The following is a 25,972-nucleotide window of genomic DNA, read 5'->3' as shown; positions in this document are numbered from 1 at the left end:
CGCAACGGCGGCTAACTCGCGGCCGGGCCGCTACCGCCGCTGCGCGGCGGGACCCTCCTCGAGGTCGGGTCGTGGGGGTTGGGAGTGCGGTCATGGCGGATCCGGGGTTTCGGACGCAACGGCGGCTAACTTGCGGCTGGGCCGCTACCGCCGCTGCGTGGCGGGACCCTTCTCGAGGTGGGGTCGCGGTGGCTGGGAGTGCCGGCATGGCGGATCCGGGGTTCAGACGCAACGGCGGCTAACTTGCGGCCGGGCCGCTACCGCCGCTGCGTGGCGGGACCCTCCTCGAGGTCGGGTCGTGGGGGTTGGGAGTGCGGTTTGGGCGGGGGATGGGGTGGGTTCGGTGAATGTGGGTCGACGCGGTGTCAGTTTCGGGTTGTTGTGTGGAGCACACCGGCTAGGGTGGGGGCCGACGTTTGTCCTCCACCGAACCGAATGTGAGAACTGGCCGTGCGTGAAGTCCTCCTACTCTGCTGGCGTGATACCGGGCACCCGCAGGGCGGGGGCAGTGAGCGGTATCTGGAGCAGGTCGGTGCGCAGCTGGCCGCGCGTGGCATCAAGGTCACCTTGAGGACGGCCGGTTATCCGGGCGCGCCCAAGCGCGAGCGGATCGACGGGATCGACATCAGTCGCGCGGGTGGGCGATTCACCGTGTATCCCCGGGCGCTGGCAGCCATTGTGGCTGGCCGGATGGGGTTCGGGCCGCTGAAGGGGTTGCGCCCGGACGTCGTGATCGACACCCAGAACGGCATTCCCTTCTTCGCCACGGCCACGGGTGTGCCTTCGGTGGTGCTGGTGCATCACGGGCACCGTGAGCAGTGGCCGGTCGCTGGTCGGCTCGTCGGGCGGATCGGGTGGTGGATCGAATCCACGTTGTCGCCGCGTGTGCACCGCGACAACCAGTACCTCACCGTCTCGCTGCCCTCGGCAGAGGAGCTGTCGGTGCTCGGGGTGGACCGTGAGCGCATCGCCGTGGTCCGCAACGGTGCCGAGCCGGTGCCTGCCGAGGTCGTTCCCGGTGCCGACACCACCCGAGCCACCCACCCGCGCATCGCGGTCCTGTCGCGCCTGGTCCCGCACAAGCAGATCGAAGACGCGCTCACCGCCGTCGCGCACCTGCGCGAACGCTTCCCCGACGTGCACCTCGACGTCATCGGCGACGGCTGGTGGGCCCCAAACCTGCGCGAATGCGCCGCCGCCCTCGGTATCGCCGACGCCGTCACCTTCCACGGCCACGTCGACGAACGCCGCAAACACGAAATCCTCTCGACCGCCTGGGTCCACGTGATGCCCTCACGCAAGGAAGGTTGGGGCCTGGCCGTCATCGAAGCCGCCCAACACGGCGTCCCCACCATCGGCTACCGCAGCTCCCGCGGCCTCACCGACTCCATCGTCGACGGCGTAACCGGCCTGCTCGTAGACGACGCCCCCGCCCTGGCCTCAGCCGCCGCCGACCTCCTCGCCGACCCCGACGCCCGCGCGGTCATGGGCGAAAAGGCCCGCGCTCGCGCAGGTGAATTCTCCTGGGAACAAACCGGGGCAGGCGTACACACGGTCCTCGCTGCCGCGGCCTGCGGTGAACGGATCTCTGGATTGGTCGCAGCGCGCGACTGATTTCTCAGTCGAGGAACAGCTCGTCGATGCTTTCCGCAGTGATCGCACGGTCGAGCCAGACGACGAGTTGCTCCCGATCGTGGCATGAGCTGATCGTGGCCTCTGCCGCCGCGGGGACCGGCACATCGCGCCGGGCGAGGATTCGCAGAATGCTGTCTGCGACTCCCTGGTCGTGGCCCTTCTCCAGGCCCTTTTCCAGGCCCTCTTGGCGGAGGCGTTGCGAGGTCTCGGAACGGAAGAACGACAGATCCACAGACATCAGTTTCCTCCAAAGTTCGGCGCTTTGCGTATTACCAAGGCCTAGTTCGACAAGTTCGGTGTAAACCTGAGCGTCGTCGCGGTCGCCTGCCGAGAGAAGTGCCGAAGCCAGCGCTTCCAGTATGGCACTGCTATCGGGCGCTGACGCGTGCGTTATTGCTGATAGGGCTGCCAGTGGCAGGTCGGTCGATGCGGTTGCCGCGTCGGTGATCGCGGGGACGTTATGGGGGCCGAGCACCAGTGGCTGCAGAACCAGGCACGGCCAGATCTCGTGGCCGAGGAGCAGGGGACCTTCCGCCCAGCGGGCAGTGGCGCGACTACGGCACACGACTACCAGAACCACGGGGATCTTGTATTTGGCATGGAGGAACGTCAAGTAGTAAGCCCAGGCCGCAGGAGGGGAGTCGTCCCGACGTCGCTGTGATTCGACGACGAGCAGGAAGGACGAGTCGGCTATAGATCGCTAATGGGAACGTAGTTCTATTTACCAGCGCGTCGCGCGACACTCGGGCGGCTCGCTGGGTGACACTCCGGGGAGTGGCGTAAAGCGGCAGCGATCAGGCCTGCGAGGAGGAGGGTGGCCCAGAGGAGGTGGGCTGAGGTGGAGATTCGGCGTTGGGAGGGGGTGGCCGTGTCGACAGCAGTGGGGTTGGGGATTCGGTAGAGGGCGAGGTCGGGGTCCTGGTAGGTGAGTTCGGCTGTGGTGAGGGTTCTTTCGGAGGTGCCGAGGGGGCCGGGGGTAGTGCGTTCTATGAGGATCCAGCCGACGCCGAGGGCTGCCAGGTCGGCGGCGGGGGCGCCTTGGAGGAGGGCTTGTTCTACCTTGCGGGCTCGGTTGCCTTCGCCGGTTACCGCGTAGCCGCGGACTCGGAGTTCGCCGGTTTGGAGGACGTCGTTGGGGAGGATGCGGGGGGCTGGGTCGAGGACGGGAGGTGTTCCGCTGTAAGGGAATCGGCGGAACATGCCTGCGGGGAGTACGGCCACGTCGCCGGGGGCGTCGATGCGGTCGACAACCTGTTGCCAGCCTGCGGGGTAGTGCACGGGGCGCATTCCGCCGCCGACTCCCCAAGCGAGATCGGCTAGCGGGAGGGTGAGCAGGGCGATGAAAAATGCTGCGGTTACACGTGTTCCGGACGGCACGGATCGGCTTGCGGCCTGCTCGTCCGAGGCCAGTCGGCGTGCCATCGCTGTGACGGTTCGGCAGGCGGCCGCCGCGCACAAGGCGTAGGCGGGCATCGCCAAGGCCATGTACTTCTGGGTATCGCGCAGCAATCCGGCTCCGGGGACGTTGACCACCAGCCACTCGCCGGCGGCCAGACCCCAGCTGGTTGCGCCGAAGGCGGGCAGCACGATCGCCACCGCGGCGATCACCAGCAGCGTCCGGCCATTGCGACCGCTTGCCCACACCGCTCGCACCCCGAAGGCGACGATGCCGAGTAGCAGCAGCGTACCGACCAGCGCGAGTGGTGTTGTGCGACTTGCCGGTACGGCTTCGCTGTTCCAGATCCCACCCAGCCCGGCCAGGCTGCCGAGCGTGCCGAGCCACGGTTCGGCGCGTGCGGCGAAGGCTGAGACGCCCGCTGGGTCGGATGGTTCGGCGCCTGAACCGAGTGCGGTCGCGGTCAGCCAGGGTGCGCACGTCGCGATCCACGCGACGGTGGCGGGGAGGAAGGCTCGTCGCCCGACCAGCGCGAGTCCGATGACGGCGGCGAGCAATGATCCGGTCGGGGTCAATCCGGCAGCGGCGAAACTCGCGATCAGCGCGGCCCAACCACCGAGAGAGCCGCCTCGGCCGCCGAATCCGGAGGTGCTGCCGATCGGCGAAATGCGCCTCGAGTCTTCTGCGCTGTCGGTGGACCCGGTCGCGTGCCCGCTTTCGGCGGAACTGGGATGCGTGGTCGATCCCGCACCGCCACTGTTTGTTCGGATGCGTGCGGCGGCGAGTGCGGTCCAGGGAAGCGCGGCGTAACCGGCGAGCAGGCTCCAGTGGCCTTGCAGAAGTCGTTCCGCGACAAAGGGATTCCACAGGGCGAGGGTGGCCGCGACCAGTTGTGCGCCGGTGGACGCGGAAACGAAACGTCGTGCGAGCACTGCGGCGCCATAACCTGCCGACCACAACGCGACGATCAGGATCGCCTTCACGAGAATTCCGCCGTCGACGACCGGGGAGAGCACGGCGAGCAGGGCGTCCTGCGGGACGGCGCGCGGTGCGGCGGCGCCGAGGCCGAGTGCCGAATCGGTGAGGTACGAGCGCGGGGTGCTCACCGCGTCGCGCAACAGCAGATAGCCGGATCCGGCCAGCGGGCCGACGATGATCGCCGTGAGGAGGGCGCAGTATCCGGCCACCAAGGCCCTTGTCCGCCCACTACTCGTCACGCCAGTGGACCTTACGTTCCATCGCGGCCGGGGTCGAACAGTTCCCGGTGGTCGCCGTGCTGTTCGGGACGAATCCACTCGAGGTGAGTCCGAGCGGACTCACATTTTCGGGGTTGGCGTGATGGCGAACACAGTGGGGTGCGACGATGAAGCGTGCCCTCGGTCCGTCGCCCCCCTGTTGTCGCTGATCTCACGTGGGTGACGGCAGGCGCGATGACCGCCAACGTCGCCGGTTACCTGCTGCAGTTGTTGGCGGGGCGCTGGTTGGGAGTTGCGGGGTTCAGCGAGTTCGCGAGTCTGCTCGCGGTGCAGTTGTTGTGTGCGGTGCCCGCGCTGGCCATGCAGAACGTGGTGGCGCGTGAGGTGGTGCGGGGTGCTGGGGCGGCCGCGGTGCGGGCGATGCAGTGGCGGGTCGCCGCGCTGGTCGCCGTGGTCGCGGTGGTGTTGATTCCGGTGGTGTCCGAGGTGCTGGATGTGGGGGTGTGGGCGGCGGCTGCTGCGCTCGGTGCTGCGCCCGCATTGGTGGTGCTGTCCGGTGAGCAGGGAATTCTGCAGGGCGGCAATCAGTTTCGTGCGCTGGCGGCGGTTCTCGCGATGGCGGGGACGGCGCGGGTGGCACCCGCGCTGTTGGCGTTGGCGCTCGGCGGCGGTGCGGCCGGTGCGCTGTGGGCAGGGGCGGCGGGCATCGTCGGTGCGGCCATTGTCGCCGGTCGGATTGCGCGATCGACCGTCGCGCAGCCGATCGATGATCGCGGCTCGGAGGCCAAGTCCGTCGGTGTTCTGCCGGTGTTGCGGGCGGTACAGGTGCAGGCGGCGCTCATGGCTCTGTCGTCGGTCGACCTGATCATCGTGCGGATCGTTCTCGACGAGGTCGACGCGAGCCGGTATTCGCTGGGCACCATCGCCACCAAGATCGCGTTCTGGCTGCCGCAAGCCGTCGGGGTCGTGTTGTATCCGCGGATGGCCCAGCCGACCCATTCGGCCCGCGCGATCCGCGACGCACTCTCGGTGCTGTCGTTGATCGGCGTGGTCGCGGTGCTCGGCGCCGCGCTGGCCGCACCCCTGGCCTCACTCTTCGCGGGCGAGGACTACGCCCCCATCCAGTCCATGCTGTGGCTGTTCGCCCTGCACGGCGCGATCCTGGCCGTCCTGCAGGGGGCGCTCCTCTCGGCGATCGCTGTCGAACGCACCGCTCTGGCCGCCGTCACCTGGGTCGGCCTGGCTATCGAGATAACCCTGATGCTCACCTTCGCCCGCACGATCGGCGCCCTGATCGGCACGGCGGTCTCCGTCGCCGCCGTCACCACGACCATCGTCGCCGTCACCGTCCTCTACACGGCCCGCAACCCGCGTCCGGCCTGATGCCCTGGAAAACACAACAGCCCCGGCCGAAGACCGGGGCTGTTGTAAAAGCGTCGCCGCCTACGGGCGCGGCTTGTCGATGTCGATCTGCTCGGTAGGAGCGTCGTAATCCCCACGCGGGAACTGTGTGGTCGGCGCGTCATCGCCGTCCCATCGAGTGGCCGCGGTGTCATCCGGTGTGGCAGTCGGCGCAGGCGTCGGACGCGCCCCCCGCGGACTCGCGTGCGCCGGAGTGCCACCCCCACGCAACCCGAAGAACAACCCGGCCAGCAGCGCCAGCACACCCAGCACGCCGAACACGATCGGCACTACGCGTCCGAACAGCGACAGCTTGTCGGTGTTCTCCTTGGCGATGGCGATCTGCGATTCGACCGTCGCCTCGTCGAACACCAGGTGCGACTTCAGGGCGGTGACCTCGGGCTTGTCGCCGGATCGCGCGTAGAACAGGTGGATCGACTCCCCGCCCTTGATCACGGTGCCGGTCTGCGGCTCGACCCACAGGTCGCGCACGTTGGTGTAGTAGCGGGTCATGGTGACGGGAGCGTCGTTCTTCTCGTCCACGCCCCACTTCGACGCGGGCAGCGTGAGCCGGTTGGTTGGCGACTGCACCACGTCCCAGGTGCTGGTGACCGGCGCGGTCATCTGGAACCGGTAGACCTTCATGCTGTTGATCTCGGTCTCTTCGATGAAGTTCGCGTCGAAGGACTGGCGCACGTTGATGTCGAAGTACGGGTAGGTCTTCTTCTCGGTGCCGATCGGGAAGCGGTAGCCGATCCCGGTGTGCTGCACCGGTTCCATGACGCTGCCCTCTTTGTCCACGGTCACCGCGATCGACCCGTTGGGGTCGGCTTCCACCGGCATGCCGGTGGTGCGCGAGATGGTGACGCGGTCGATGGCGGCGGTGAGCAGGCCGGTGTCGCCCTGCACGTCGGTGCGGCGCAGCGTCTGACCTGCCTGCAGCGTCATCTCGTCGGCGTCGGAGGGTTCCTCGACGGTGACGAAACGCTGCGAGACCAGCGGCACATCCTTGTTCACCACGGCGGCGCCGTCACCGGAGGTCAGCGACTTGGAGTCCAGGACGAGGCTTTCCTCGCCGGGCTGGTTCTCCGCGATCGTGGTGATCTCGAGGTCGAGTGGAGTCTTGGCGACTTTGCTCACCGTGTAGGTGGGGATCATCAGCGCGGCGACGAGTAAAGCCGCGCCCAGACCCACGAGCACGCAGGCGACCGTTCTTCTGGTACCGGCACTCAGTGCCATGCAAACTCTCCTCGTCGTTCGAACACGGATGGCCCGGTGGTTGACACTAACAGCCCTGACGCCGAAGGTTGCGGTGCTGTGCCGCCGAAAACGCCGACACGGCAGACTGGACCTCGATGACGACCGCGACCGCTCCCGTTTCGCCCCCGCGCTCCTTCATTCCGGCCCTCGAAGGGATGCGCGGAATGGCGGCGCTCGGTGTCTTGGTCACGCACGTCGCGTTCCAGACCGGGGCCAGCGGCACGCCGGTCATCGGCCCGATCCTGGAACGTTTCGATATGGCGGTCGCGATCTTCTTCGCGCTGTCGGGGTTCCTGCTGTGGCGTCCGCACGCGGCGGCCGCGCACGGTCTCGGCAGCGCGCCGACGACCACCCGCTACCTGCTGCACCGGGTAGCCAGGGTGGTGCCCGCGTACTGGGTCGTTGTGGTGTTCGTGCTGTTGTTGCTGCCCGGTGCGGCGCATTCGGCGAATCTGCGGGTGTGGTTGTCGAATCTGGGTTTGCAGCAGGTGTTCGTGCCGTTGACCTTGACCGATGGGCTCACGCAGATGTGGAGCCTGTCGGTGGAGATGGCCTTCTACGTGGTGTTGCCGTTGTTGGCGTGGCTGGTCGTGCGGCTGCGTGGGCCCGCGGCGCGGTGGCGGGTGCCGGTGCTGTGCGGGCTGATCGCGGTGAGTCTGACCTGGAATCTGTGGCCGATCCCGACGCCCGACGCGATCCACGCCGACAACTGGTTGCCCGCGTATCTGCCGTGGTTCGCGGCGGGCATGGTGCTCGCGGAACTGATCCACGTGGTGCGACCTGGGGTGCGCTGGGTGCGGCTGCTGTCGAACAAGCCGCTGATGTGGGCGCTGGCGCTGGCGGCGTTGCTGCTCTCGGCGACCGAATTCGGTGGTCCCGCTGGCCTCGAGCGTGCCCACCCGTGGCAGTACGCGGTGAAGATGGTGCTCGGCATGATCATCGGCTTCGGCTTGCTCGCCCCCCTGGTGATCCGTCGGCCGAGCACGGCCAATCGCTGGCTGGAATCGAGGACCGCCGCGATCCTCGGCCGCTGGTCCTACGGTGTTTTCCTGTGGCACCTGGTGGTGCTCACGGTGGTGTTCCCGGTGTTCGGCATCGTTCCGTTCAACGGTCACTTCGTCTATGTGCTCGTTCTGACCACCGCGCTGACCCTCCCGCTGGCTGCCGCGAGCTTCGCGCTGGTCGAGGAACCGTGCCGCCGGTGGGCCGCACGTTGGGATCGGCGGGTTTCCGCCGCACGGGTCGAACGCGAGGCGGAACCGGTCGAGAGCTCGCCGACGCGCTGAGTCGAAGTCCTCGCGTTGGCCCGATGGCGTTGAGCTGCGCCTGTAGCGCCGCGCCGGCCCGAAGGTGCCGCGCCCGGTGGTGGCGCGCTGGGCCGAAGGCACTGTGCGGGGTGCTGCGTGCGACGGCGGTCAGTGGCGGCGTGGGAGGGCCGCTACGCCGACGGCGATGACTGCGATGACTGCGGGTGCCTGGGCCCAGAGTGAGCCGCCCATGTACTCGCTGCCGGAGCGCCAGGTTCCGGTGGACAGGGCCGCGGTCGAGATCAGGGTCCCGAGGCCGGCGAGCCAGGGCAGGGTGCGGGCCGTCGTTGCGGGACGGAAGTGGCTGCAGCCCAGCGCGATCAGTGTGAACGCCGCGCCGAAGGGTCCGGCGATGACGGCGATCACGCCGGTCAGGCCGACCGCCGCGACCCAGCGGACACCCCATGTGCCGGGTGCGGGTCCGATGTCCGGGAGTGGGCGTCGTCGGGGAATCGCCAGCAGCACAAGGGGAATCAGCAGCAACAGTCCGCCGAAGATCGCCAGGCGGTACCAGCGGTCGGCCGGGAAGGACACGGTGATCTCGCCGCTGGTTCCCGGCGGCACGAGCCAACCCTGCTGCCAACCGTCGACCACGAGAGGCGAGAGTTCCTGCCCGTCGGCGGTGTGCGCCTGCCAGCCGACATTGGTGCTCAGCGGTAGAACCAGCAATTGCGTGCCAGGCGCGGGCTTTCCGGGATCGGCGGGGGATTCGGTCGGCGCCGGCCCGGTGTGTTCGGCGGGGTTTTCGGGTGTGGATGGAATGGTTTCGGCGTGCAGGGCGGGTGCGCCGGGGTAGGGGTCGGTGCGGGGGAGGCGGATGCGGTCGACGGTGAACAGTTCGGTCGGGGCCACGGTGAGGTCGGGGTGGCCGGGGAGGAGTTCGATGTCGGCCGCGTCCTCGGGGCACGGGCGTGCGGAAACCGGTGCGCCGGAGCGCAGTTCGTCGGCGGTGGCGGTGACGGTGGTGTGGACGGCGCGGCCACCGATGGCGATCACCGGACCCGCCTCGCAGCCGATGGTGACGATCCGGTCACCGGGGGCTCGCGCGGGGTAGTCGGGGCCGAGTACGTCGACTTCGGCCAGGCCCGCCGGTTGGGTGAGGACGAAGCCGAGCGCGGTGCGGTCGAGTACTTCGTTCCAGGTCTGGATGCTGATCTCGATGCGGTCGGTTTCGGTGGGGTGCAGCGAGATTCGGGCTGGCTCGCCGTGTTCGCGTTCGGGTAGTTCGCGGATCTGTGGGCCGTTGCCCATGTTCACCGCGACGGCGGTGGCGGTCGCGGGTAGCCCGCCGAGTGCGGTGGTGATGTCGAGGCCGGTCACCAGCGTCGGTTCCGGAAGTTCCAGTACCAGTGTGGGTTTGCCGCCCCCGAGCTCGCGCACGGTGGATTCGGGTGCCGTCCAGGTGGTCTTCGGGTCGCCGTCGGTGGCGGCGAAGGCGGAACCGCGCAGGTCGGCGACGTCGGCCTTGCCGCGTGCCACGGGCCGGGTGTGGTCGGTGAGCAGTGCCTCCAGTGCGGGCCCGGAGCGGGTGCGCACGGTGAGGTCGGTGCCGACGGTGAGTGGTTCCGGCACCGAGAGGGTACGTCCGAAGATACCGGGTTCTTCGGCGGGAAGGCCTAGGCCCTTGCTGCAGTGCACGCGTAGGGGGCCGTCGAAACAGCTACTGCGGCCGGGGAATTCCTGTCCGAGGTCCCATCCGCTGACAATCGTTCCCGGGGCGGGATCGGGCAGTACCACCCGGTGCCGGATGTCCACCCGTGCCGGTGCTTCCCGGTTGGTGTAGTCGTCGAGCGTGAGTTCGCTGATGCCGAATTGTCCACCGCGAGTGCCGGTTTCGGTGCGGGCAGCGGTGATCATCACCCAGTCGGACTTACCCGCGGGCAATGCGACCGACACGGGCTCACCGGGTTCGGTGATCCGCGCCGACACCGTCCCGCGCGAGGTGCGGACCTCCACCCACTTCACCGGGTCGCCCAGTGCCGCGCCTGTCGTGGTGAAGCGGAGCGAGCCGCTGGCGATCGGCTTGTCGAGATCGAGTCGAATCCATTGTCCTAGAGCGGATTCGGAACCATTGCTGATCCACGCGGTGCTCGGATCGCCGTCGACGGCGGCGGCGGTCGAATTACCGGGTGCCGCCCCGCCGATCTGGGTGGCGTCGGCGGCGGAGCTGGACGCGGTGACGTTCGCGCCGGACCATTCGCCTTGCACGAGTTCGGCGCCGTCGACCGGATAGTCGGGGACAAGGTTATGGGTGCGTCGCGCGTCGTCGGCGGCGCGGACCGCGGAGTTGTGGTTGTCGACCCGGCCGAAGTCGGACTCTCGATCCATCGGGGTGTCGGTCAGCACGGTGGGTCGCGGCGGCAATCCGGCGCGGCGCGCATCCGCTTCGAGAAGTACTGGCGTCGTGGGGTTCTCGCTGTCGCGGCGGACGCGTTCGAGTACTTCGGGGCCGCCTTGGACAACGGGCACCGAATCCAGCGGGGTGGTGTAGGCGCCGGGGAATCCGGGTGGTGCGCCCGTGCCGCTGCGCACCTTGACCGGTGTACCGGGCGGCGGCACGTCGACCCGATAGATCTCGACGGCCGGATACGACGGCTGCAGATCGTTGTCGACCACCAGCCCCGCATCCGCGGCGCGTGGCCCGATGTCGGCCCCGAACGAGGTGACCTTGGTCAGTCCCGGCGAACCTTCGATCGCGCGGTGCGCCAGCATCGGCCGCGTCGAACGCGAGGTCTCGGGGTCCAAGTCGTTGCGCAACACCAGGATTCCGATGCCCTGGTCGGCGAGGGTGGCGGCGAGACCGGTCGACGGTCTGCCGTCGGCGATCAGCCGCTGCACCGAATCCATCGCGCGAATCGTGCCCGGCGGATTCAGCGGCACCGAATCACGCACGGCCCATGGGGTTTTCGCCAGGGCCTGCAGCGGTTCGTCGCGGGTGAGTCCCCAGATCTGACTGCCGAACGGCGCACCGGGCACGACCAGCGCGCGGGTGTCGGCGGCATTGGCGGCCAGCCAGTCGGCGGTGTCGGTCCAGTAGGCGGGCACCCGGTCGTAGGCGCCGCGCGGGGCGAGGCGGCCGGTCCACGCGAGGGAGGTCGCGAGGGTGAGCGCGGCCAGCACCAGCGCGGCGACCGCGACGAGCCGATCACGTTCGGGGTGGGCGAAAGAGCTGCGCCACACCGGCATCGGCACCGAAGCGGGCAGCGCGACGCGGCCTAGCAGGTGCGCCAGCCCCACCACCAGCGGCAGCCGGATCAGCGGTTCGAGCTTGTGCACATTGCGCAGCGGCGCACCGCCGGAGTCGAGGAAGATCCGCACCGATTCGGCGAACGGCCCACCGAGTGTGCCGACATACCCCGCGCAGATCCCCGCCAGTCCCACGCACAGGATCAACGCGAACCTGCCCCGATACGGCATCGTCGACCGGGCGAGTCCGGCCATTCCCGCCGCCGCGAGCAGGCCGGTCGCCAGCACCGCGGCGGGCTGGGTCACCAGCACCGCACCGGCGATACGTTCCGGTGAGACGAACGGCGTCCAACTGTCGGTCCCGCGCAGCACCTCGCTCAGCGACGCCCACTGCGTCGTCACCCCCGACGACTCGATGAAGTCCAGGAACGGCGGACTCACCTTCCCGAGCAGCAGCAGCGGCACCACCCACCAGAAAGTGGCGAGCACCAGCAGCGGAATCCACGCCCGCGTGAACCGCCACCACTGCCGATTCGGCCGGTAGGAAGCCCACCACAGCGCAGCCGGCAGGAACGCCGCCACCGTCGCGACCGCGTTCACCGACCCCATCAACGCGAGCGCCAGCGCACTTCCAGCAGGCGAGAGTGGGCCGCCTCGAAACGCGACCCGGCTCTTCGCGGCGCTCGGCTGATCCGCGACTGCGCTCTCGGACGCCCGATCCTCAGCGGGATCACCCGACTCTGTCGCGCGCCGAGCTTTCAGGGCGACACCGAGTGCCGCCGGTGCGAGCAGTACCCACGGCGCGAGCATCATCGGCAACGTTTCCGAGGAGATGGACCCCAGGGTTGTCAGCACTCGCGGCGACAGGGCGAACGCGATGCCCGCGATAATCCGGGACCCGCGTGACCCGATCCCGAGCGTTTCGCACAGCTTGACGATGCCCCAGAACCCGGCGAGCAGCAGCAACGCCCACCAGATGCGCTGGGTGACCCAGGCGGGCAGTTGCAGGATGTGGCCTGCGGAGAAGAAGGCGCCGTGGGGGAAGAAGTAGCCGTAGGCCTGGTTCTGGACCTGGCCCATCGTGGCCTGGCTGTTCCACAGGTGTGACGCTCGCGCGAGGAAGCCGAGGGGGTTCTGGGCGAGGTCGTATTTGGTGTCGGCGACGGTGAGGCCGGGCGCCTGCGCGAAGGTCAGTACGAAGGCGGCTACTACCGAGCCGACGAGCCAGCGCCAACCCAGTGGCGCCTTGTCCGGTTGCCCCGATGTGGGGCGCGACGCGCGGGCGTCGGCGTCAGCGGCTGCCGTATTCAGGAGCGTTGAGCAGCGAGGAGTCTTTGTCACCGCTGCGGTCGATCGAAGGTGCCGTGTTCTGCTGCACCGCTGCCGTGATCGCGAAGACGGCGATCGCGCTCAGCAGGGCGCCGCCGACCGCGCTGGCAACAGCCGGAACAGCAAACTTCATCGCGCACTCCAATACGTCGACGTCGGGGCCTGTCTCCGGTCAACCTAGCAGGTGTACCGGCCTCGGTCAGTCGTTGGGCAGCGCGCAACGCAGGGCGCCGAGCAGGGTGCGGAGTTTGGCGGTCGTTTCGGCCAGTTCGGCCTGCGGATCCGACGCCGCCACGATCCCGCCGCCCGCGCTCGCCCGTAGGACGCGTCGGTCGGCCGAGAGTTCGCCGCCGCGAATCGCGACCACCCATTCGCCGTCGCCGTTCTCGTCGCACCAGCCCACCGCGCCGCCGTAGAACCCGCGCCACGGTTCCTCGGTGGTGATGGCGTCGAGCGCGGCGGCGAAGGGGGTGCCGTTGACGGCGGGGGTGGGGTGTAGCAGTAGCGCCAGGTCGAGGGCGGTGGTCGAGGGGTCGCGCAGCACGCCGTGGATGGGGGTGGCCAGGTGCCAGACCTGTTCGGTGCTGAGGAGTTCGGGCGCGTCGGGGATGTGCAGTTCCGTGCAAACCGGGCTCAGTTGCTGGCGGATCCAGTCGATGACGAAGGCGTGTTCTTCGTGATTCTTGGTGCTGGACAACAGTTCTCGCGCCTGGGCTGCGTCCTGCGTCGGATCGGCGAGGCGGGGAAGGGTGCCCGCCAGCGGATGCAGGCTGACGCGATCGCCGTGCCGGGCGACCAGCACTTCGGGTGTCGCGCCGATGAGCGTTTCGCCGGTTCGGCCCGCCGCGGACAAGTCGACCGCGTACACCGCGGCATTCGGATGCCTGGTCAGCAGGTGTGCGGCCAGGATCTCGGGGTCCAGCGGCGCGTCGGCCTCGAGCACCATCGACCGTGCGGCCACCACTTTGCGCAGCTCGTTGGCGGGGTCGCCGAGCTGTTCCACCAGCTTCGTCACCCGCGCCACATGCTCTGTGGCACTTGGCAGTTCGGCCAAAACGCGCACACCGGGCAGATCCGGGAGCGCCGCGGGCAGCCACGGTCCCGCCGTGTGCAGTGCGGTCGCGGGCTGCCAGAGTGCGGCTGGCTCGCCGGGATCGAAAGGGAGCGCTCCAACGATCAATCGTGTTGGTGTACTGGAAGATTCGCTGATCGGGCCGTTGGTATCCGCAGTGTCGCCCTCAGCCGGACCGCACGAAACCGCCACCCCGCGCCCCTGCGCCGAGTCGCCCGGTGCCGCCGAATCGTGGTCCCGGTTCGAGCTGGGCGAACTCTGCCACCCGCGCAGCGCCGCTACAGCTTGTCGCGGATCCGAATAGACCTCGCGCACGCCCGAAGTGCGCAATACCGCGTCCGGTCGGGCGAGCAGGAATTCGTTCATGGTGCTTCGACCATAACGCCGCCGACGTGGCGCCGATCGGTGAGAGCGACGCAACTCACCGAGACCCGCTACTGATCCGGCGGCACCAGGAACACCGGCCGGTGCCCGTGCTTGAGCACAGCCTCGGCCACACTGCTGTGCAACAGCGCCCGCAACCCCGTTGAACCGCGCGTACCGGCCACGATGATGTCCACGTCGAGCTCATCGGCACAATCCACGATGGCGTTCCAGATGGTGGTGGTGCATTCGGCGGTGCGCGGCTCGGCGTCGATGCCGGCCAGTTTCGCCAGGTGCACGCCCTCGGCGTTGATCTTGCGGGCGTCGGTGTAGGCGATGTCCTCCATCTCCTCGTCGGGCACCCAGTCCGGCTGCATCACCCCGGCGAGCCCGGAGATGCGCGCGGCCTGGCGCACCATCGGTTCCCATGCGGTGAGCAGGATCGCGCGTTCGGCGGTCAGGAACCGCCCGGCATAGGAGATGGCGCGTTTGGCGTGTTCGGAACCGTCGTAGGCGATGAGCATCCGATCGCATGCCATGACGACCTCCTGCGCTGGTCGGAGAGGCTTTTCCTCAAGATTACCCCGGTCTGCGGTGTATCAATCCGAACTCCGGTGGTGGGGTTCGCGCGGCGAGCGGGCTACCGTGGAGCGCATGCGGAAATCGCCTGTGGTCGTGTTCGCAGTCCTCGCCGCCGTCACCACCGCCTGTTCGGGAGGTTCGTCCACCGAGACGACGCCCGCGGCGAGTAGCGCGACGGTTCCCTCCTCGGCCGCCCCCGGCGAATCGGGAGCGCCACCGTCGGCGACGCCGGTCCAAAATAATTGCGGCGCAGACTATCTCGCGAAACTCTCGCAGCGCGAGAAGTTGGCCCAACTGCTCACCGTCGGCATCACCGGTTCGGCCGACGCGTCGAACGTGGTGAGTTCCGAGCAGGTGGGTGGCATCTTCGTCGGCAGCTGGACCGACCCGAGCCTGCTGGACAAGGCCGCGCTCGACGCGGTGAAAGCCCAGGCCAAGGTGCCGCTGATGGTGACGATCGACGAAGAGGGCGGGCGTGTCTCGCGCGCGAAGAACGTGATCGGCACCGCGCCCTCGGCCCGCGACATCGCGCAGACCCAGTCGCCGGAGGAGTACTACCAGTTCACGTTGACCAGGTCCAAGGCGCTCAAAGACGTGGGCATCACCGTCGATTTCGCGCCGGATACCGATGTGAGCAGCCAGCCCGCTGACAGCGTGATCGGCGACCGCTCCTACAGCGACGATCCGAAGGTCGTCACCGAATACGCGGGCGCCTACATCCGCGCGTCCAACGAGGTGGGCCTCGGCTCGGTCATCAAGCACTTCCCCGGCCACGGCTCCGGCTCCGGCGACTCGCACACCGGCGCCGTGACCACCCCGCCGCTGGACCAGATGCAGAACACTGACCTGGTGCCGTTCCGCGATCTGGTGAACTCCGGCGCGGCGGTGATGGTCGGCCACCTCGACGTCCCCGGCCTGACCGAGCCCGACGTGCCCGCCAGTATCAGCCCGGCCGTGATGACGCTGCTGCGGGAGGGCAAGGGCTACGGCGCCGCGCCCTTCAACGGCCCGATCTTCACCGACGATCTCAGCGGCATGGCCGCCATCACCGCCCGCATGTCCATCGAGGACGCGGTCGAGGCCACCCTCGTCGCCGGTGCCGACAATGCCCTGTGGATCAGCTCCGATGCGGTGCCGCAGGTGCTCGACCGTTTGGAACAGTCGGTGGCTAGTGGCAAACTGCCCGCCGACCGGGTCGACACTTCCGTACTGCGGATGGCGCGCTACAAGGGCGTAGCGCTGGGCTGCTGATCGCTCCCGGCGACTGTGCGGCAAATGAGCGCAGGTGAACTTACCTTGGAGTAAGATAGGTGGTTCACCCTGCGGTAGGAGAGTGGATGGCAGGCGGGACCAAGCGACTTCCCCGGGCGGTTCGCGAGCAACAGATGCTCGATGCCGCTGTCGAGGTGTTCGCGCGCAAGGGTTTCCACGACACGTCGATGGATGCCATCGCCGCGGAGGCGAAGATCTCCAAACCCATGCTCTACCTGTACTACGGCTCCAAAGATGAGCTGTTCCGCGCGTGCATCCAGCGCGAGGGCCTGCGTTTCATCGAAGCGGTGGCGCCCGCGGGCAACCCGCAGCTGACCCCGCACGAGCAGGTCCGCGTCGCGCTCGAGGGCTTCCTCGATTTCGTCGACCGCAACCGGCAGTCCTGGCAGGTTCTCTACCGGCAGGCGATCGGTCAGCAAACCTTTGCCTCCGAAATCGACAACGCCCGTGAACGCGTCATCGAACTCACCGCGAAACTGCTGGAATCCAGCGCCAAGAACGCCGACCCCGGCACCAATTTCGAGGTCGTCGCGGCGGCGGTGATCGGTGCGGGCGAGGCCATCGCCGACCGGGTCGCCAGCGGGCGGATCGAGGTGGCCGAGGCGGTTGATCTGCTCGACGATCTCGCCTGGCGCGGTCTGGCCGGCCGGAAAAAGGCCGAGTAGCGGTTGCGCTCGTCTCGTCTGGCTGCGAAGGTGCAGGGTCAGGCGTTCACCAGCGCCTTTCGCTCCGGCTGTGCGCCTGAGCACGGCAGGCGTTTTCAAGACAGGCGGGGTATCAGTGTTCGGTGTGTTGAAGCCGTGTGCGCACGGTGCGGCGAAATATGGCATCGATCCGGGGCAGTGGCAGGCGCATATGTGTGGGCTGTGCTTGGGTCTGCGGGACGGGCACGGTCAGCTGGCCCGTGCGGCGACCAACACAGACGCGATCGTGCTCAGTGTGCTCACCGAGGCGCAGGCGGGGGCCGGTGCGCGCACGACTGCCGGCCCGTGTCCGCTGCGTGGGATGAAGCGCGCTTCGGTGGTCGCGGCGAACGCGCCGGGCGTGCAGCTGGCCGCCACGGCGTCACTGTTGTTGGGGGCGGCCAAGATCGGCGATCATGTCGAGGACGGTGACGCCTCCGCCCTCGCCCGCAGGCCGATGCGCAAGGTTTCGAGCACCTGGGCGGCCCGTGCGCAACAGCAGGCCACACAGATCGGCCTCGATGTGGCTCCGCTGCTCGCGGCGATCGCGACACAGGGTGCCGTGGAAGCGCGTGCGACGGCTGCCGCAGCGCAGTCGTCGACCGAACGGCGAGCAGTCTCGGCCGCTGTGGGTGCGTCCGATCCGGCACCCCGGACTGCGGTAGATGCGTCAGCGGCACAGCAGGATTCGACGCCGCCGATGGTCGAGGTGATCACTCTCGACGATCTCACCGGCCCGACCCAGCTGTGCGCGGCGACCCTGTTCGGTCATACCGCTGTGCTGGCCGGCCGACCGGAAAACGTTGCGGCCCTGCAGGAGATCGGGCGCCACGTCGGTCGTATCGCCCATTTGGCCGACGCCATCGAAGACCTCGAACGTGACCGTGTCCGCGGTCGTTTCAACCCGCTCGAAGCCACCGGTACGGATATGCCCCGTGCCTATGATCTGCTGCGCGAGAGCGAATCTCGTATCCGGCAGGCCGCGTCCGAGGCGGAACTCGATCAGCTTCCGACCGTGCGCTGGGCGCTGCTCGATCCGCTGGCGAGCCTGCTGCGGCGTCTGGGGCAGGGGCTCGGGATCGCGGTCGGGCACGTCTGCCGCACTTCCGTGACGGCACAACAGCATTCGCCGTACGAGTTCCCGTCTCCGCCCGGACAGCGCCGCAATCGCCCGGGCCCGTTCAAGGCGAGTGGGCTGATCCTCGGCGTCTACTGCACCGGCATGGCGTGCTGTATCGACCACACCAGCCCGTGCACCGGCGAGGAGAAGGACGCCTGGGCGAAGCGCTGTGACTGCAGCGGCTGCTGTGATTGCGGTGAATGCTGCAGTAGCTGCTGCGGCGAGGACTGCGGGTGCTGCGGTTGCGACTGCAGCTGCTGATGAAAAAGGCTCGCGCGGTGGCGAATCCGCCGGCTCGCGCGAGCCTTTTATCGCTGAATCCCTACTCGCACTTCACGACCGGGATCGGGTCGTATTTCACGGTTCGCGTATGCCTTGACACCTGCGCACCGGTCTTGGCGTCGGTGATCACCCTGGTGTCGGAGATGGTGAAGCCGGGTGCTCCCTCGGAGGCGATGCAGTCCTTACCCTTGGGCAGAACAACCTCGTTGGGCTCGGTCGGCTTCGACTTCTCGCCCGTAATCGATTCCACATTCACGGTTTTGGTGCCCCACAGCCGCACCGTGATCTCGGATCCGGTGGCTACGGCCTGGATGTAGACACCGGTCGAGCCGGTATTGCGGAACGCCAGGTCGATCGCACCGTCGAACACGGTGGCCTCGCGTGCGGCCGGGTAGCGCGAGATGTAGTAGCTGTGCTCGGTGTGTCCGCCGTCTTCCATCCCGGCGAAGTAGGCCGCGTTGTAGAGCGTGGTGGCGAACTGGCTGATGCCGCCGCCGACCGCGGTACTCGGCCTGCCCTTGTCGATGATGCCCGACTCCACATAGCCTTCCGCGGCGGTGCGCGGACCGGTGAACTCGTTGAGCGAGAACGTATCTCCGGGCTTCACCACCGCGCCGTTCACCTTCGCGGCGACCGTGCGGATGTTCACCCCGGAGGGTCCGCTGAAGCCGCCGGTGGTGAACTCGCCGATCGTCTCGTTGATCCCGAGCGTGTTGGCGGCCTCGGTGGTGAGCTTGGGCTCGATCCGCTGGTACACCACCGGGCTGGTGCGCGGACCCGGCTGCGTGAGCAGGGCGGGCAGCTTCTCCAGCGTCTTCGGCCAGTCGACCTTTTCGCCGACCACGGCCGGGACCACGGTCGGCTTACCCGCACCGACCGTGAAGGTAGCGTCCTTGGGTTCCACCTCGGACGGCACCAATTGCGGTGCGAGCAAGGCGATTACGGCGTCGTTGTTGATCTGGGGCGCGAGGCCGCCGTTGCCGTCGGGCACGAACCCGAGCACTTCGGCGATCTGATCGGGTGTCAGCGCAACCTGAATGTCCTTGCCGGACAAGGCGATCGGCGAAGCGACCGCCGGTGTCGCGATATCGCGCAATGCCGCCTGCACGGCATCGTTACGCACCGCGACGGGTGCGGCCACCACGGGCAGATCCAGTTGGCTGCTCGCGGCCCAGCGGTCGGTGATGGTGGTGCGGGCGGTCTCGGTGTCGAGCACCCGGCCCGGTACCGGCGCGACGGCGACGGGCTTGCCGTTCTCGAACCGCACCGTGCCTTCGACGGTGGGATTGTCGTGGGCGCGGAAGTTCGTGAGCTGCGCGTCGAGGGCTGCGGTGTCAACCGTGCTGGACACCGGAACCTCGCGGGTGCCGAACAGCGAGAGCAGTCGGCTCACCGGGTTCAGCGGCTGGCTGCCGACGGCGGCCCAGGTGCGGTCGTAGTCGATCGCGAGCCCGGCCTGGGCGGGCACCATGGTCGACTGCACGTCGCCGATCCGCACGGGCAGCGGTCGTTCGGCCTTGGGACCGAGCTCGGAATGCAGCAGGGCGTCGGCCTCGGCCTGGTCCATCCCGCCGATATCGATACCGGCGACGACGACGCCACGCGCCACCTCACCCGAGCTCAGAGCTAAATCGGCCAGGTAGGCGGCGGTGCCGACGGCCAGCACGGCGCCGACCGCGATCCCGATCCGCTTGACCAGCTGCTGGTTGGCAGGCGGGGGCGGCGGCTGCGGAGCCGGGCCGGGAGTGGGCGACCAGCGGTCGCGGGTCACAGTGCTGAGGGGCTGGGTCAGGGCGGTGGTGTCCGGATCGAAAGTGCGATTTGACTCGAGCAGCTTGCGTAATCCGACCTCGCCCCTTCGGTCGGCCGGTTGTCCGGCGGTCGACTCGCTGGGCACGGAGGTCCTTCCGTTAGGTTGGCCCCGAATGTTTGCGGGGTCCGGCCCGAGGGTAACGCGCATCGGCGCAGTCGGCAGCTCGGCAACCGGCGTGAAATAACACAAAGGCTCCGCGTAGTTGCCGGGTCGGGGGTCTGGCAACTACACGGAGCCGATCTGTTTATCGTGGCTCCGACCGGGGCGTTACAACCCAATCGGAAGAATTTCGGCGCGCGGGGTGACGCCGCCCTGCGGCGCTGCGCGACCTCGCGAGACAATCAGGGTGAGACTCGACACCACGGACCGGACAACGAGGAGAACTGATGCAGCTGGGAATGATCGGCCTCGGCCGGATGGGCGCCAATATCGTGCGCCGCATCGTGCGCGACGGGCACACCGCCGTCGGCTACGAACGCCACCCAGGGCCGATCCCCGAGCTGGAAGCCGAGCTCGGCGACAAGTTCAGCGGCACGACCGACCTGGCCGAGTTCATCGGCAAGCTCGAGGTGCCCCGCGTGGTGTGGGTGATGATCCCCGCGGGCGCCACCGGCAAGGTGATCGAGGAGGTCGCCGAGCTGCTCGAGCCGGGCGACATCATCATCGACGGCGGCAACAGCCGCTACCACGAGGACCTCGAGCGCGCGAAGGCCTTGGAGCCCAAGGGTATTCACTACCTCGACATCGGCACCTCGGGTGGCGTGTTCGGTCTGCAGCGCGGTTACTGCCTGATGATCGGCGGCAACCAGGCGCAGGTCGACTACCTCGAGCCGCTGCTGGCGACCATCGCCCCCGGTTACGAGTCGGCCCCGCGCACCCCCGGCCGCACCGGTGAGCCGTCGCAGGCGGAGAAGGGTTACCTGCTGTGCGGTCCGCACGGCGCGGGCCACTTCGTGAAGATGGTGCACAACGGCATCGAATACGGCGCGATGGGCGCCTATGCCGAGGGGCTCAACATCCTCAAGCACGCCAACGCGGGCTCGGAGTACCTGCACGGTGAGCACTCCGCCGAGGAGACACCGATGGAGCACCCCGAGTACTACATGTACGACCTGGACATTCCCGCCATCACCGAGGTGTGGCGTCGCGGCTCGGTCGTCGCCTCCTGGCTCCTCGACCTCACCGCATCGGCCCTGGTCGCCGACCCCGACCTGGACTCCTTCGGCGGCCGCGTCTCCGACTCCGGGGAAGGTCGCTGGACCATCGACGCCGCCATCGACACCGCCGTTCCCGTCCCGGTCCTCTCCGCCGCCCTCTACCAGCGCTTCTCCTCGCGCGGCCAGGCCCTCTACGCCGACAAGATGCTCTCGGCCATGCGCAAGGCGTTCGGCGGCCACAACGAGCTGCCACAGAAGTAGAACAACCGGCCTGATCGCTCGGCGTCCTTTCGATCAGTTTTCTGACTGTTCGGCGTCGAAGTGGTCGAAAATGCCGACGGCGGGTGGTCTCCGAGAGTTCGGAGACCACCCGCCGTCGTTGTCGATCAGCGCGGACTAGCGCTCGATGATCGCCACCACACCCTGACCACCGGCGGCGCAGATGGAGATCAGCGCGCGGCCGGATCCCTTCTCCGCCAGCATCTTCGCGGTCGAGGCGACGATGCGCCCGCCGGTCGCGGCGAACGGGTGGCCCGCGGCGAGCGAGGAGCCGTTGACGTTGAGCTTGCTGCGGTCGATGGACCCCAGCGCGCCGTCCAGGCCGAGGCGCTCCTTGCAGTACGCGTCGGACTCCCACGCGGCCAGCGTCGCCAGCACCACCGAGGCGAAGGCTTCGTGGATCTCGTAGTAGTCGAAGTCCTGCAGGGTCAGGCCGTTGCGGGCCAGCAGGCGCGCGACGGCGTAGGTGGGCGCCATCAGCAGGCCGTCGGGGCCGTGGATGTAGTCGACCGCGGCGACCTCGGAGTCCACCAGGTGCGCGAGCACCGGCAGCTTGTGCTCGGCGGCCCACTCGTCGGTGGACAGCAGCACCGCCGACGCGCCGTCGGTGAGCGGGGTGGAGTTGCCCGCGGTCATGGTCGCGTCACCGGCCTTGACGCCGAAGACCGGCTTCAGGGTGGACAGCTTCTCCACGGTCGAGCCGGGACGCAGGTTGTCGTCGCGGGTCAGGCCCAGGAACGGGGTGACCAGGTCGTCGAAGAAGCCACGGTCGTACGCGGCGGCCATGTTCTTGTGCGAGAGGTAGGCCAGCTCGTCCTGCGCCTCGCGGGCGACGCCGAACTCCTTGGCGGTGATGGCGGCGTGCTCACCCATCGACAGCCCGGTGCGCGGCTCGGCATTCTTCGGGATCTCGATGCCGAGCATCGAGGGCCGCAGCTGGCCGACCAGCTTGAGCTTGTCCTTGTTGGTGCGGGCGCGGTTGGCGGTGAGCATCCACTCGCGCATGTCCTCGCTCACGCCGATCGGCGCGTCGGAGGTGGTATCGGCGCCGCCGCCGATGCCGGACTCGATGCGCCCGAGCGCGATCGCGTCACCGACGGTGACGATCGACTGCAGGCCGGTGCCACAGGCGAGCTGCAGGTCGTGGGCCGGGGTGTAGGGCGAGAGCTTGGAGCCGAGCACGCTCTCACGGATCAGGCTGTGCTCGCCGACCTTCTTGAGCACGGCGCCACCGACGACCATGCCGAGGCGCTCGCCCTGCAGGCCGAACCGGCTGACCAGCCCGTCGAGGGCGGCGGTGAACATGTCCTGGTTGGAGGCCTTGGCGTAGGCCTTGTCGGAGCGCGCGAACGGGATGCGGTTGCCGCCAACGATGGCAACCGGGCGCTGGGTCTTGGTGGCCGTGGCCGGGGTCTTCGCCGAGCGGGCTTTGCTGGTCACTCGAGTTCTCCATGGTCTCGTCGGTTCCGGATAACGCGTGCCGGTGGAATCTGCCCCCATGCGGTCACGGCGTCGTATCGGTTTACATTAAACTTACTCCGGAGTAAGTTCGTTGTCGACACCGTACCCGCAAGTGTGCGCTCACACGGGGGACACTGGGCGGAGCACGGTCACACACTCGTCGAGCACAGAGAAGGTAGGAACAGTGGCAGCCAAGAGCAAGGGTGCACCGAACCTCTACGGATCTTTCATCCACTCCGCCCCCGGCGCGTTCCTCGCGAGCAAACTGGGCCTCCCGCAGCCGGCCGAACTGCGCCGCTACAAGGCGGGCGAGCCCGCGCTGCCCGGCCCGGTACTGCTCGGCGGCAAGGGTCGCCTTGCCGAGCCGGTCCGCGCGTTGCTGTCGGATTACACCGTCGCGGATTCGATCGAATCGGGCACCAAGTACGGCGCGCTGGTCTTCGACGCCACCGGCATCGACTCCATCGACAAGCTCGCGCAGCTGTTCGAGTTCTTCCAGCCCGCCATGCGCAGCCTCGCGCCGTCGGGTCGCGTCGTCGTCCTCGGCACCACCCCCGAACTGGTCGGCTCGGTCGACGAGCAGATCGCCCAGCGCGCGCTCGAGGGCTTCACCCGCTCGATCGCCAAGGAGCTGCTGCGCGGCGCCACCGGCCAGCTGGTCTACGTGCACCCCGAATCCGGTGCTGCCGCAACGGGTCTCGAGTCGACCCTGCGCTTCCTGCTCTCGGCCAAGTCGGCCTTCGTCGACGGCCAGGTCATCCGTGTCGGTGCCGCCGACTCGGTCGCCCCCGCCTCGTGGGACAAGCCCCTCGCCGGCAAGGTCGCTGTCGTGACCGGTGCCGCGCGCGGTATCGGCGCCACCATCGCCGAGGTGTTCGCCCGTGATGGCGCCACCGTGATCGTCGCCGACATCCCCGCCGCCGGCGAGGCCCTGTCCGACACCGCGAACAAGATCGGCGCCACCGCGCTGGCGCTGGACGTCACCGCCCCCGACGCCGCCGAGCGTCTGGCCGACTTCGCCACCGAGCGTTTCGGCGGCATCGACATCGTCGTCCACAACGCCGGTATCACCCGCGACAAGCTCCTGGCCAACATGGACGAGGGTCGCTGGAACTCGGTGATCAACGTCAATCTCGCTGCCCCGCACCGCATCACCTCCGGCCTCGTCGCCAAGGGTGTGCTCAAGGAAGGCGGCCGCGTGATCGACGTGTCCTCCATCGCGGGCATCGCGGGCAACCGCGGCCAGACCAACTACGGCGCCTCCAAGGCCGGTGTCATCGGCATGGTCGACGCCGAAGCGCCGCTGCTGGCCGAGAAGGGCATCACCATCAACGCGGTAGCCCCCGGCTTCATCGAGACCGCCATGACCGCCGCCATCCCCGTCGGCACCCGTGAGGCCGGTCGCCTGATGAGCTCGCTGCTGCAGGGTGGCCAGACCGTCGACGTCGCCGAGACCATCGCCTACTTCGCCAGCCCGGCGTCGAACGCGGTGAGCGGCAACGTGGTTCGCGTCTGCGGTCAGAGCCTGATCGGCGCCTGATGACCCAGACGATCACCCTCACCGAGGTTCCCAAGAACGGCGCGCTGTACGCGAAGGCGGCGCTGGGCGCCATCCCGTTGCCCGCCGCGCTGTCGGGTCGCAAGCCGACCCTGCCCGACCGCCGTGTCGTCGTCGACGGCGTGCGGGTCGACCCCGATCACCTGGCCGCCTACTGCCACGCCACCGGCCTGCGTTTCAGCGACACCCTGCCGTTGACGTACCCCTTCATCCTCGCCTTCCCGTTGATGATGGAACTCGTTGTCGCACGGGACTTCCCGTTCAGTGCGGTCGGTGCGGTGCATTTCGAGAACGTCATCGAACGCACCCGCGAGATCTCGGTCGCCGAGCCCCTCGACTTCTCGGCCCACATCGAGAACCTCCGTGAACACCCGAAAGGGCTTCTGGTGGACGCGATCACGGAGATCCACGTCGGTCGCGAACTCGTCTGGCGTCAGGTCACCACGTTCCTGCACCAGCAGCGCACGTCGCTGTCGGGCGGCCCCAAGTCGGCACCTCCCGCCGACGAGGTCCCCCCGCCCCCGCTGCGCGTGCAGCGCGTCGATCAGAAGATGATCAACCGCTACGCCGCCGCCTCGGGCGACCGCAACCCGATCCACATCTCCGGAATCGGCGCCAAGGCAATGGGTTTCCCGCAAACCATCGCCCACGGCATGTGGTCCGCCGCCGCGATCCTGAGCACCGTCGAAGGTCGCGTACCCGAAAAAGCCACCTACACAGTGAAGTTCGGCAAGCCGATCTTCATCCCGTCCTCGGTGAACATCTACGCCGACCAGGCCGGATCCGGCTGGGACCTCTCCATCCTGCACCCCAAAAAGGGCTACCCCCACCTCACCGCCACCTTGCGTTGAGTTCCACTGACCGGGCCGCACACTCCAGGGGGGTGTGCGGCCCTTTCGGTGTACACGGTCGGCACTAAGATCGCTGGCTATAGGCCTTTGGTCCAACTATTGCTCGCGGCGAAGGATTTCGAGCTCCTCGTCGGCAATTGTTCCAGGGTGGGTTTTCATCATCCCGGACCCGGACTCATCTATGTGCAAGCGTTCGGTGAGTGGCTTTTCTATGACGTGTCGAGTCCGGTGCCGTCACCGTGGAACGGTCAGGCGATCGCCATTCTGCTGTTCAACGCCGCGATGATGACCCTGCTGGTCACCACCGAATTCGTCTGCACCCCAGTAGAATTGGCCACCGGCGCCCACTTCGCTGTCGTGCGAAAAGAGAACGCCGGTGCGCCAGTCGGAACGGTCATCGGCGAGGTCGGCCCACTGCAAGGCAGACCACCGAGCTGGGTGACAGTGGTCGGCTGACCATTGGTGACTTGTCAGCAAGCTTTTTCGCAATCGATGGTTGTGACTCACAATGCCATATTCGGTTGTCCGCCAATCGAATACGGGCGGTAACCTGTTACAGGTATTGATGGTGAGATCTATCATGGTCTAAGCCGAACGTTAACTGGGTATCCTGCTAGGTTCGGCACAAGCGGATTGGCTGTTTACTGCAGTGCACCTGCGTGCGGTGCGTGCGATAGATCGATTGTCCAGCAGAAATGATCTTGGTCGGATCGCACCTCTCGGTTTCGAACAGCGACCGCCGAATCGTCGATATGAGAACCTCGAAAGA

Annotated in this window: 19 protein-coding genes; 10 read left to right on the top strand and 9 right to left on the bottom strand. The window is 68.0% G+C overall.

The window, feature by feature from the left end; translation table 11 throughout:
* The first annotated feature begins 450 nt into the window (after positions 1–450).
* The gene (locus ACFW6D_RS28970) at positions 451–1,614 is read left to right on the top strand and encodes a glycosyltransferase family 4 protein (protein WP_379333307.1); all 1,164 of its coding nucleotides are present in this window, start codon (positions 451–453) and stop codon (positions 1,612–1,614) included.
* Between the two features lie 4 nt (positions 1,615–1,618).
* Here the strand turns inward: ACFW6D_RS28970 and ACFW6D_RS28965 are convergent, their stop codons facing one another.
* The gene (locus ACFW6D_RS28965; protein WP_379333305.1) at positions 1,619–2,248 is read right to left on the bottom strand and encodes a hypothetical protein; all 630 of its coding nucleotides are present in this window, start codon (positions 2,246–2,248) and stop codon (positions 1,619–1,621) included.
* 104 nt (positions 2,249–2,352) lie between these two features.
* Complete coding sequence (locus ACFW6D_RS28960) at positions 2,353–4,248, bottom strand: hypothetical protein (RefSeq protein WP_379333304.1); 1,896 nt, start codon at positions 4,246–4,248, stop codon at positions 2,353–2,355.
* Between the two features lie 213 nt (positions 4,249–4,461).
* Between ACFW6D_RS28960 and ACFW6D_RS28955 the strand changes: the two genes are divergently transcribed.
* Positions 4,462–5,610, top strand: a complete 1,149-nt coding sequence (locus ACFW6D_RS28955; RefSeq protein WP_379333302.1) for a polysaccharide biosynthesis protein — start codon at positions 4,462–4,464, stop codon at positions 5,608–5,610.
* A 60-nt stretch (positions 5,611–5,670) separates the two neighbouring features.
* On the opposite strand, the gene ACFW6D_RS28950 is transcribed toward ACFW6D_RS28955, so the two are convergent.
* Positions 5,671–6,867, bottom strand: coding sequence for a DUF3068 domain-containing protein (locus ACFW6D_RS28950; protein WP_379333300.1), 1,197 nt, complete (start codon positions 6,865–6,867; stop codon positions 5,671–5,673).
* 116 nt (positions 6,868–6,983) lie between these two features.
* Between ACFW6D_RS28950 and ACFW6D_RS28945 the strand changes: the two genes are divergently transcribed.
* Entirely contained in the window at positions 6,984–8,174 is a 1,191-nt protein-coding gene (locus ACFW6D_RS28945) for an acyltransferase family protein (protein ID WP_379333298.1), read from the top strand.
* A gap of 129 nt (positions 8,175–8,303) precedes the next feature.
* Here the strand turns inward: ACFW6D_RS28945 and ACFW6D_RS28940 are convergent, their stop codons facing one another.
* The 4 genes from ACFW6D_RS28940 to ACFW6D_RS28925 all read right to left on the bottom strand — a co-directional run bounded on the left by ACFW6D_RS28940 (position 8,304) and on the right by ACFW6D_RS28925 (position 14,684).
* Entirely contained in the window at positions 8,304–12,692 is a 4,389-nt protein-coding gene (locus ACFW6D_RS28940) for an alpha-(1->3)-arabinofuranosyltransferase family protein (protein ID WP_379333311.1), read from the bottom strand.
* Complete coding sequence (locus ACFW6D_RS28935; RefSeq protein ID WP_022566695.1) at positions 12,673–12,843, bottom strand: DUF2613 domain-containing protein; 171 nt, start codon at positions 12,841–12,843, stop codon at positions 12,673–12,675. The genes ACFW6D_RS28940 and ACFW6D_RS28935 overlap by 20 nt, the downstream gene beginning before the upstream one ends.
* Before the next feature lie 66 nt (positions 12,844–12,909).
* The gene (locus ACFW6D_RS28930) at positions 12,910–14,148 is read right to left on the bottom strand and encodes an isochorismate synthase MenF (RefSeq protein WP_379333296.1); all 1,239 of its coding nucleotides are present in this window, start codon (positions 14,146–14,148) and stop codon (positions 12,910–12,912) included.
* A gap of 68 nt (positions 14,149–14,216) precedes the next feature.
* Positions 14,217–14,684, bottom strand: coding sequence for a universal stress protein (locus ACFW6D_RS28925; RefSeq protein WP_379232387.1), 468 nt, complete (start codon positions 14,682–14,684; stop codon positions 14,217–14,219).
* A 115-nt stretch (positions 14,685–14,799) separates the two neighbouring features.
* Between ACFW6D_RS28925 and ACFW6D_RS28920 the strand changes: the two genes are divergently transcribed.
* The 3 genes from ACFW6D_RS28920 to ACFW6D_RS28910 all read left to right on the top strand — a co-directional run bounded on the left by ACFW6D_RS28920 (position 14,800) and on the right by ACFW6D_RS28910 (position 18,063).
* The gene (locus ACFW6D_RS28920) at positions 14,800–15,978 is read left to right on the top strand and encodes a glycoside hydrolase family 3 N-terminal domain-containing protein (protein WP_379333294.1); all 1,179 of its coding nucleotides are present in this window, start codon (positions 14,800–14,802) and stop codon (positions 15,976–15,978) included.
* An 86-nt stretch (positions 15,979–16,064) separates the two neighbouring features.
* On the top strand, positions 16,065–16,664 hold the full coding sequence (locus ACFW6D_RS28915) for a TetR/AcrR family transcriptional regulator (protein ID WP_379232391.1): 600 nt from the start codon (positions 16,065–16,067) through the stop codon (positions 16,662–16,664).
* A 115-nt stretch (positions 16,665–16,779) separates the two neighbouring features.
* Positions 16,780–18,063: a DUF5685 family protein gene (locus ACFW6D_RS28910; protein ID WP_379333292.1), complete on the top strand. Its 1,284-nt coding sequence runs from the start codon at positions 16,780–16,782 to the stop codon at positions 18,061–18,063.
* 61 nt (positions 18,064–18,124) lie between these two features.
* On the opposite strand, the gene ACFW6D_RS28905 is transcribed toward ACFW6D_RS28910, so the two are convergent.
* Positions 18,125–19,981: a VanW family protein gene (locus ACFW6D_RS28905; RefSeq protein WP_379333290.1), complete on the bottom strand. Its 1,857-nt coding sequence runs from the start codon at positions 19,979–19,981 to the stop codon at positions 18,125–18,127.
* A 302-nt stretch (positions 19,982–20,283) separates the two neighbouring features.
* On the opposite strand from ACFW6D_RS28905, the gene gnd reads away from it, so the two are divergent.
* Positions 20,284–21,315 (top strand): phosphogluconate dehydrogenase (NAD(+)-dependent, decarboxylating), encoded by a 1,032-nt coding sequence (gnd, locus tag ACFW6D_RS28900; protein ID WP_379333288.1) that lies wholly within the window; start codon positions 20,284–20,286, stop codon positions 21,313–21,315.
* A gap of 135 nt (positions 21,316–21,450) precedes the next feature.
* Here gnd and ACFW6D_RS28895 read toward each other — a convergent pair whose 3' ends face one another.
* The gene (locus ACFW6D_RS28895) at positions 21,451–22,773 is read right to left on the bottom strand and encodes an acetyl-CoA C-acetyltransferase (RefSeq protein WP_379333286.1); all 1,323 of its coding nucleotides are present in this window, start codon (positions 22,771–22,773) and stop codon (positions 21,451–21,453) included.
* 205 nt (positions 22,774–22,978) lie between these two features.
* On the opposite strand from ACFW6D_RS28895, the gene ACFW6D_RS28890 reads away from it, so the two are divergent.
* The 3 genes from ACFW6D_RS28890 to ACFW6D_RS28880 all read left to right on the top strand — a co-directional run bounded on the left by ACFW6D_RS28890 (position 22,979) and on the right by ACFW6D_RS28880 (position 25,659).
* On the top strand, positions 22,979–24,334 hold the full coding sequence (locus ACFW6D_RS28890) for a 3-oxoacyl-ACP reductase (protein WP_379333284.1): 1,356 nt from the start codon (positions 22,979–22,981) through the stop codon (positions 24,332–24,334).
* Positions 24,334–25,203, top strand: coding sequence for a MaoC family dehydratase (locus tag ACFW6D_RS28885; protein ID WP_379333282.1), 870 nt, complete (start codon positions 24,334–24,336; stop codon positions 25,201–25,203). The genes ACFW6D_RS28890 and ACFW6D_RS28885 overlap by 1 nt, the downstream gene beginning before the upstream one ends.
* 147 nt (positions 25,204–25,350) lie before the next feature.
* Positions 25,351–25,659, top strand: a complete 309-nt coding sequence (locus ACFW6D_RS28880) for a hypothetical protein (protein ID WP_379333280.1) — start codon at positions 25,351–25,353, stop codon at positions 25,657–25,659.
* Positions 25,660–25,972 lie beyond the last annotated feature (313 nt).

Origin of the sequence: Nocardia sp. NPDC058705, assembly GCF_042749305.1 — a bacterium.
Lineage (GTDB): Bacteria > Actinomycetota > Actinomycetes > Mycobacteriales > Mycobacteriaceae > Nocardia.
The sequence above is the reverse complement of the archived record's forward strand: the minus strand, read 5'-3'. Positions and strand labels throughout refer to the sequence as shown.

Coding starts and splice junctions, on each gene's coding strand:
- ACFW6D_RS28955 (WP_379333302.1), top strand. CDS start 4,462: ATGACCGCCAACGTCGCCGGTTACCTGCTGCAGTTGTTGGCGGGGCGC.
- ACFW6D_RS28950 (WP_379333300.1), bottom strand. CDS start 6,867: ATGGCACTGAGTGCCGGTACCAGAAGAACGGTCGCCTGCGTGCTCGTG.
- ACFW6D_RS28945 (WP_379333298.1), top strand. CDS start 6,984: ATGACGACCGCGACCGCTCCCGTTTCGCCCCCGCGCTCCTTCATTCCG.
- ACFW6D_RS28935 (WP_022566695.1), bottom strand. CDS start 12,843: ATGAAGTTTGCTGTTCCGGCTGTTGCCAGCGCGGTCGGCGGCGCCCTG.
- ACFW6D_RS28930 (WP_379333296.1), bottom strand. CDS start 14,148: ATGAACGAATTCCTGCTCGCCCGACCGGACGCGGTATTGCGCACTTCG.
- ACFW6D_RS28925 (WP_379232387.1), bottom strand. CDS start 14,684: ATGGCATGCGATCGGATGCTCATCGCCTACGACGGTTCCGAACACGCC.
- ACFW6D_RS28920 (WP_379333294.1), top strand. CDS start 14,800: ATGCGGAAATCGCCTGTGGTCGTGTTCGCAGTCCTCGCCGCCGTCACC.
- ACFW6D_RS28915 (WP_379232391.1), top strand. CDS start 16,065: ATGGCAGGCGGGACCAAGCGACTTCCCCGGGCGGTTCGCGAGCAACAG.
- gnd (WP_379333288.1), top strand. CDS start 20,284: ATGCAGCTGGGAATGATCGGCCTCGGCCGGATGGGCGCCAATATCGTG.
- ACFW6D_RS28885 (WP_379333282.1), top strand. CDS start 24,334: ATGACCCAGACGATCACCCTCACCGAGGTTCCCAAGAACGGCGCGCTG.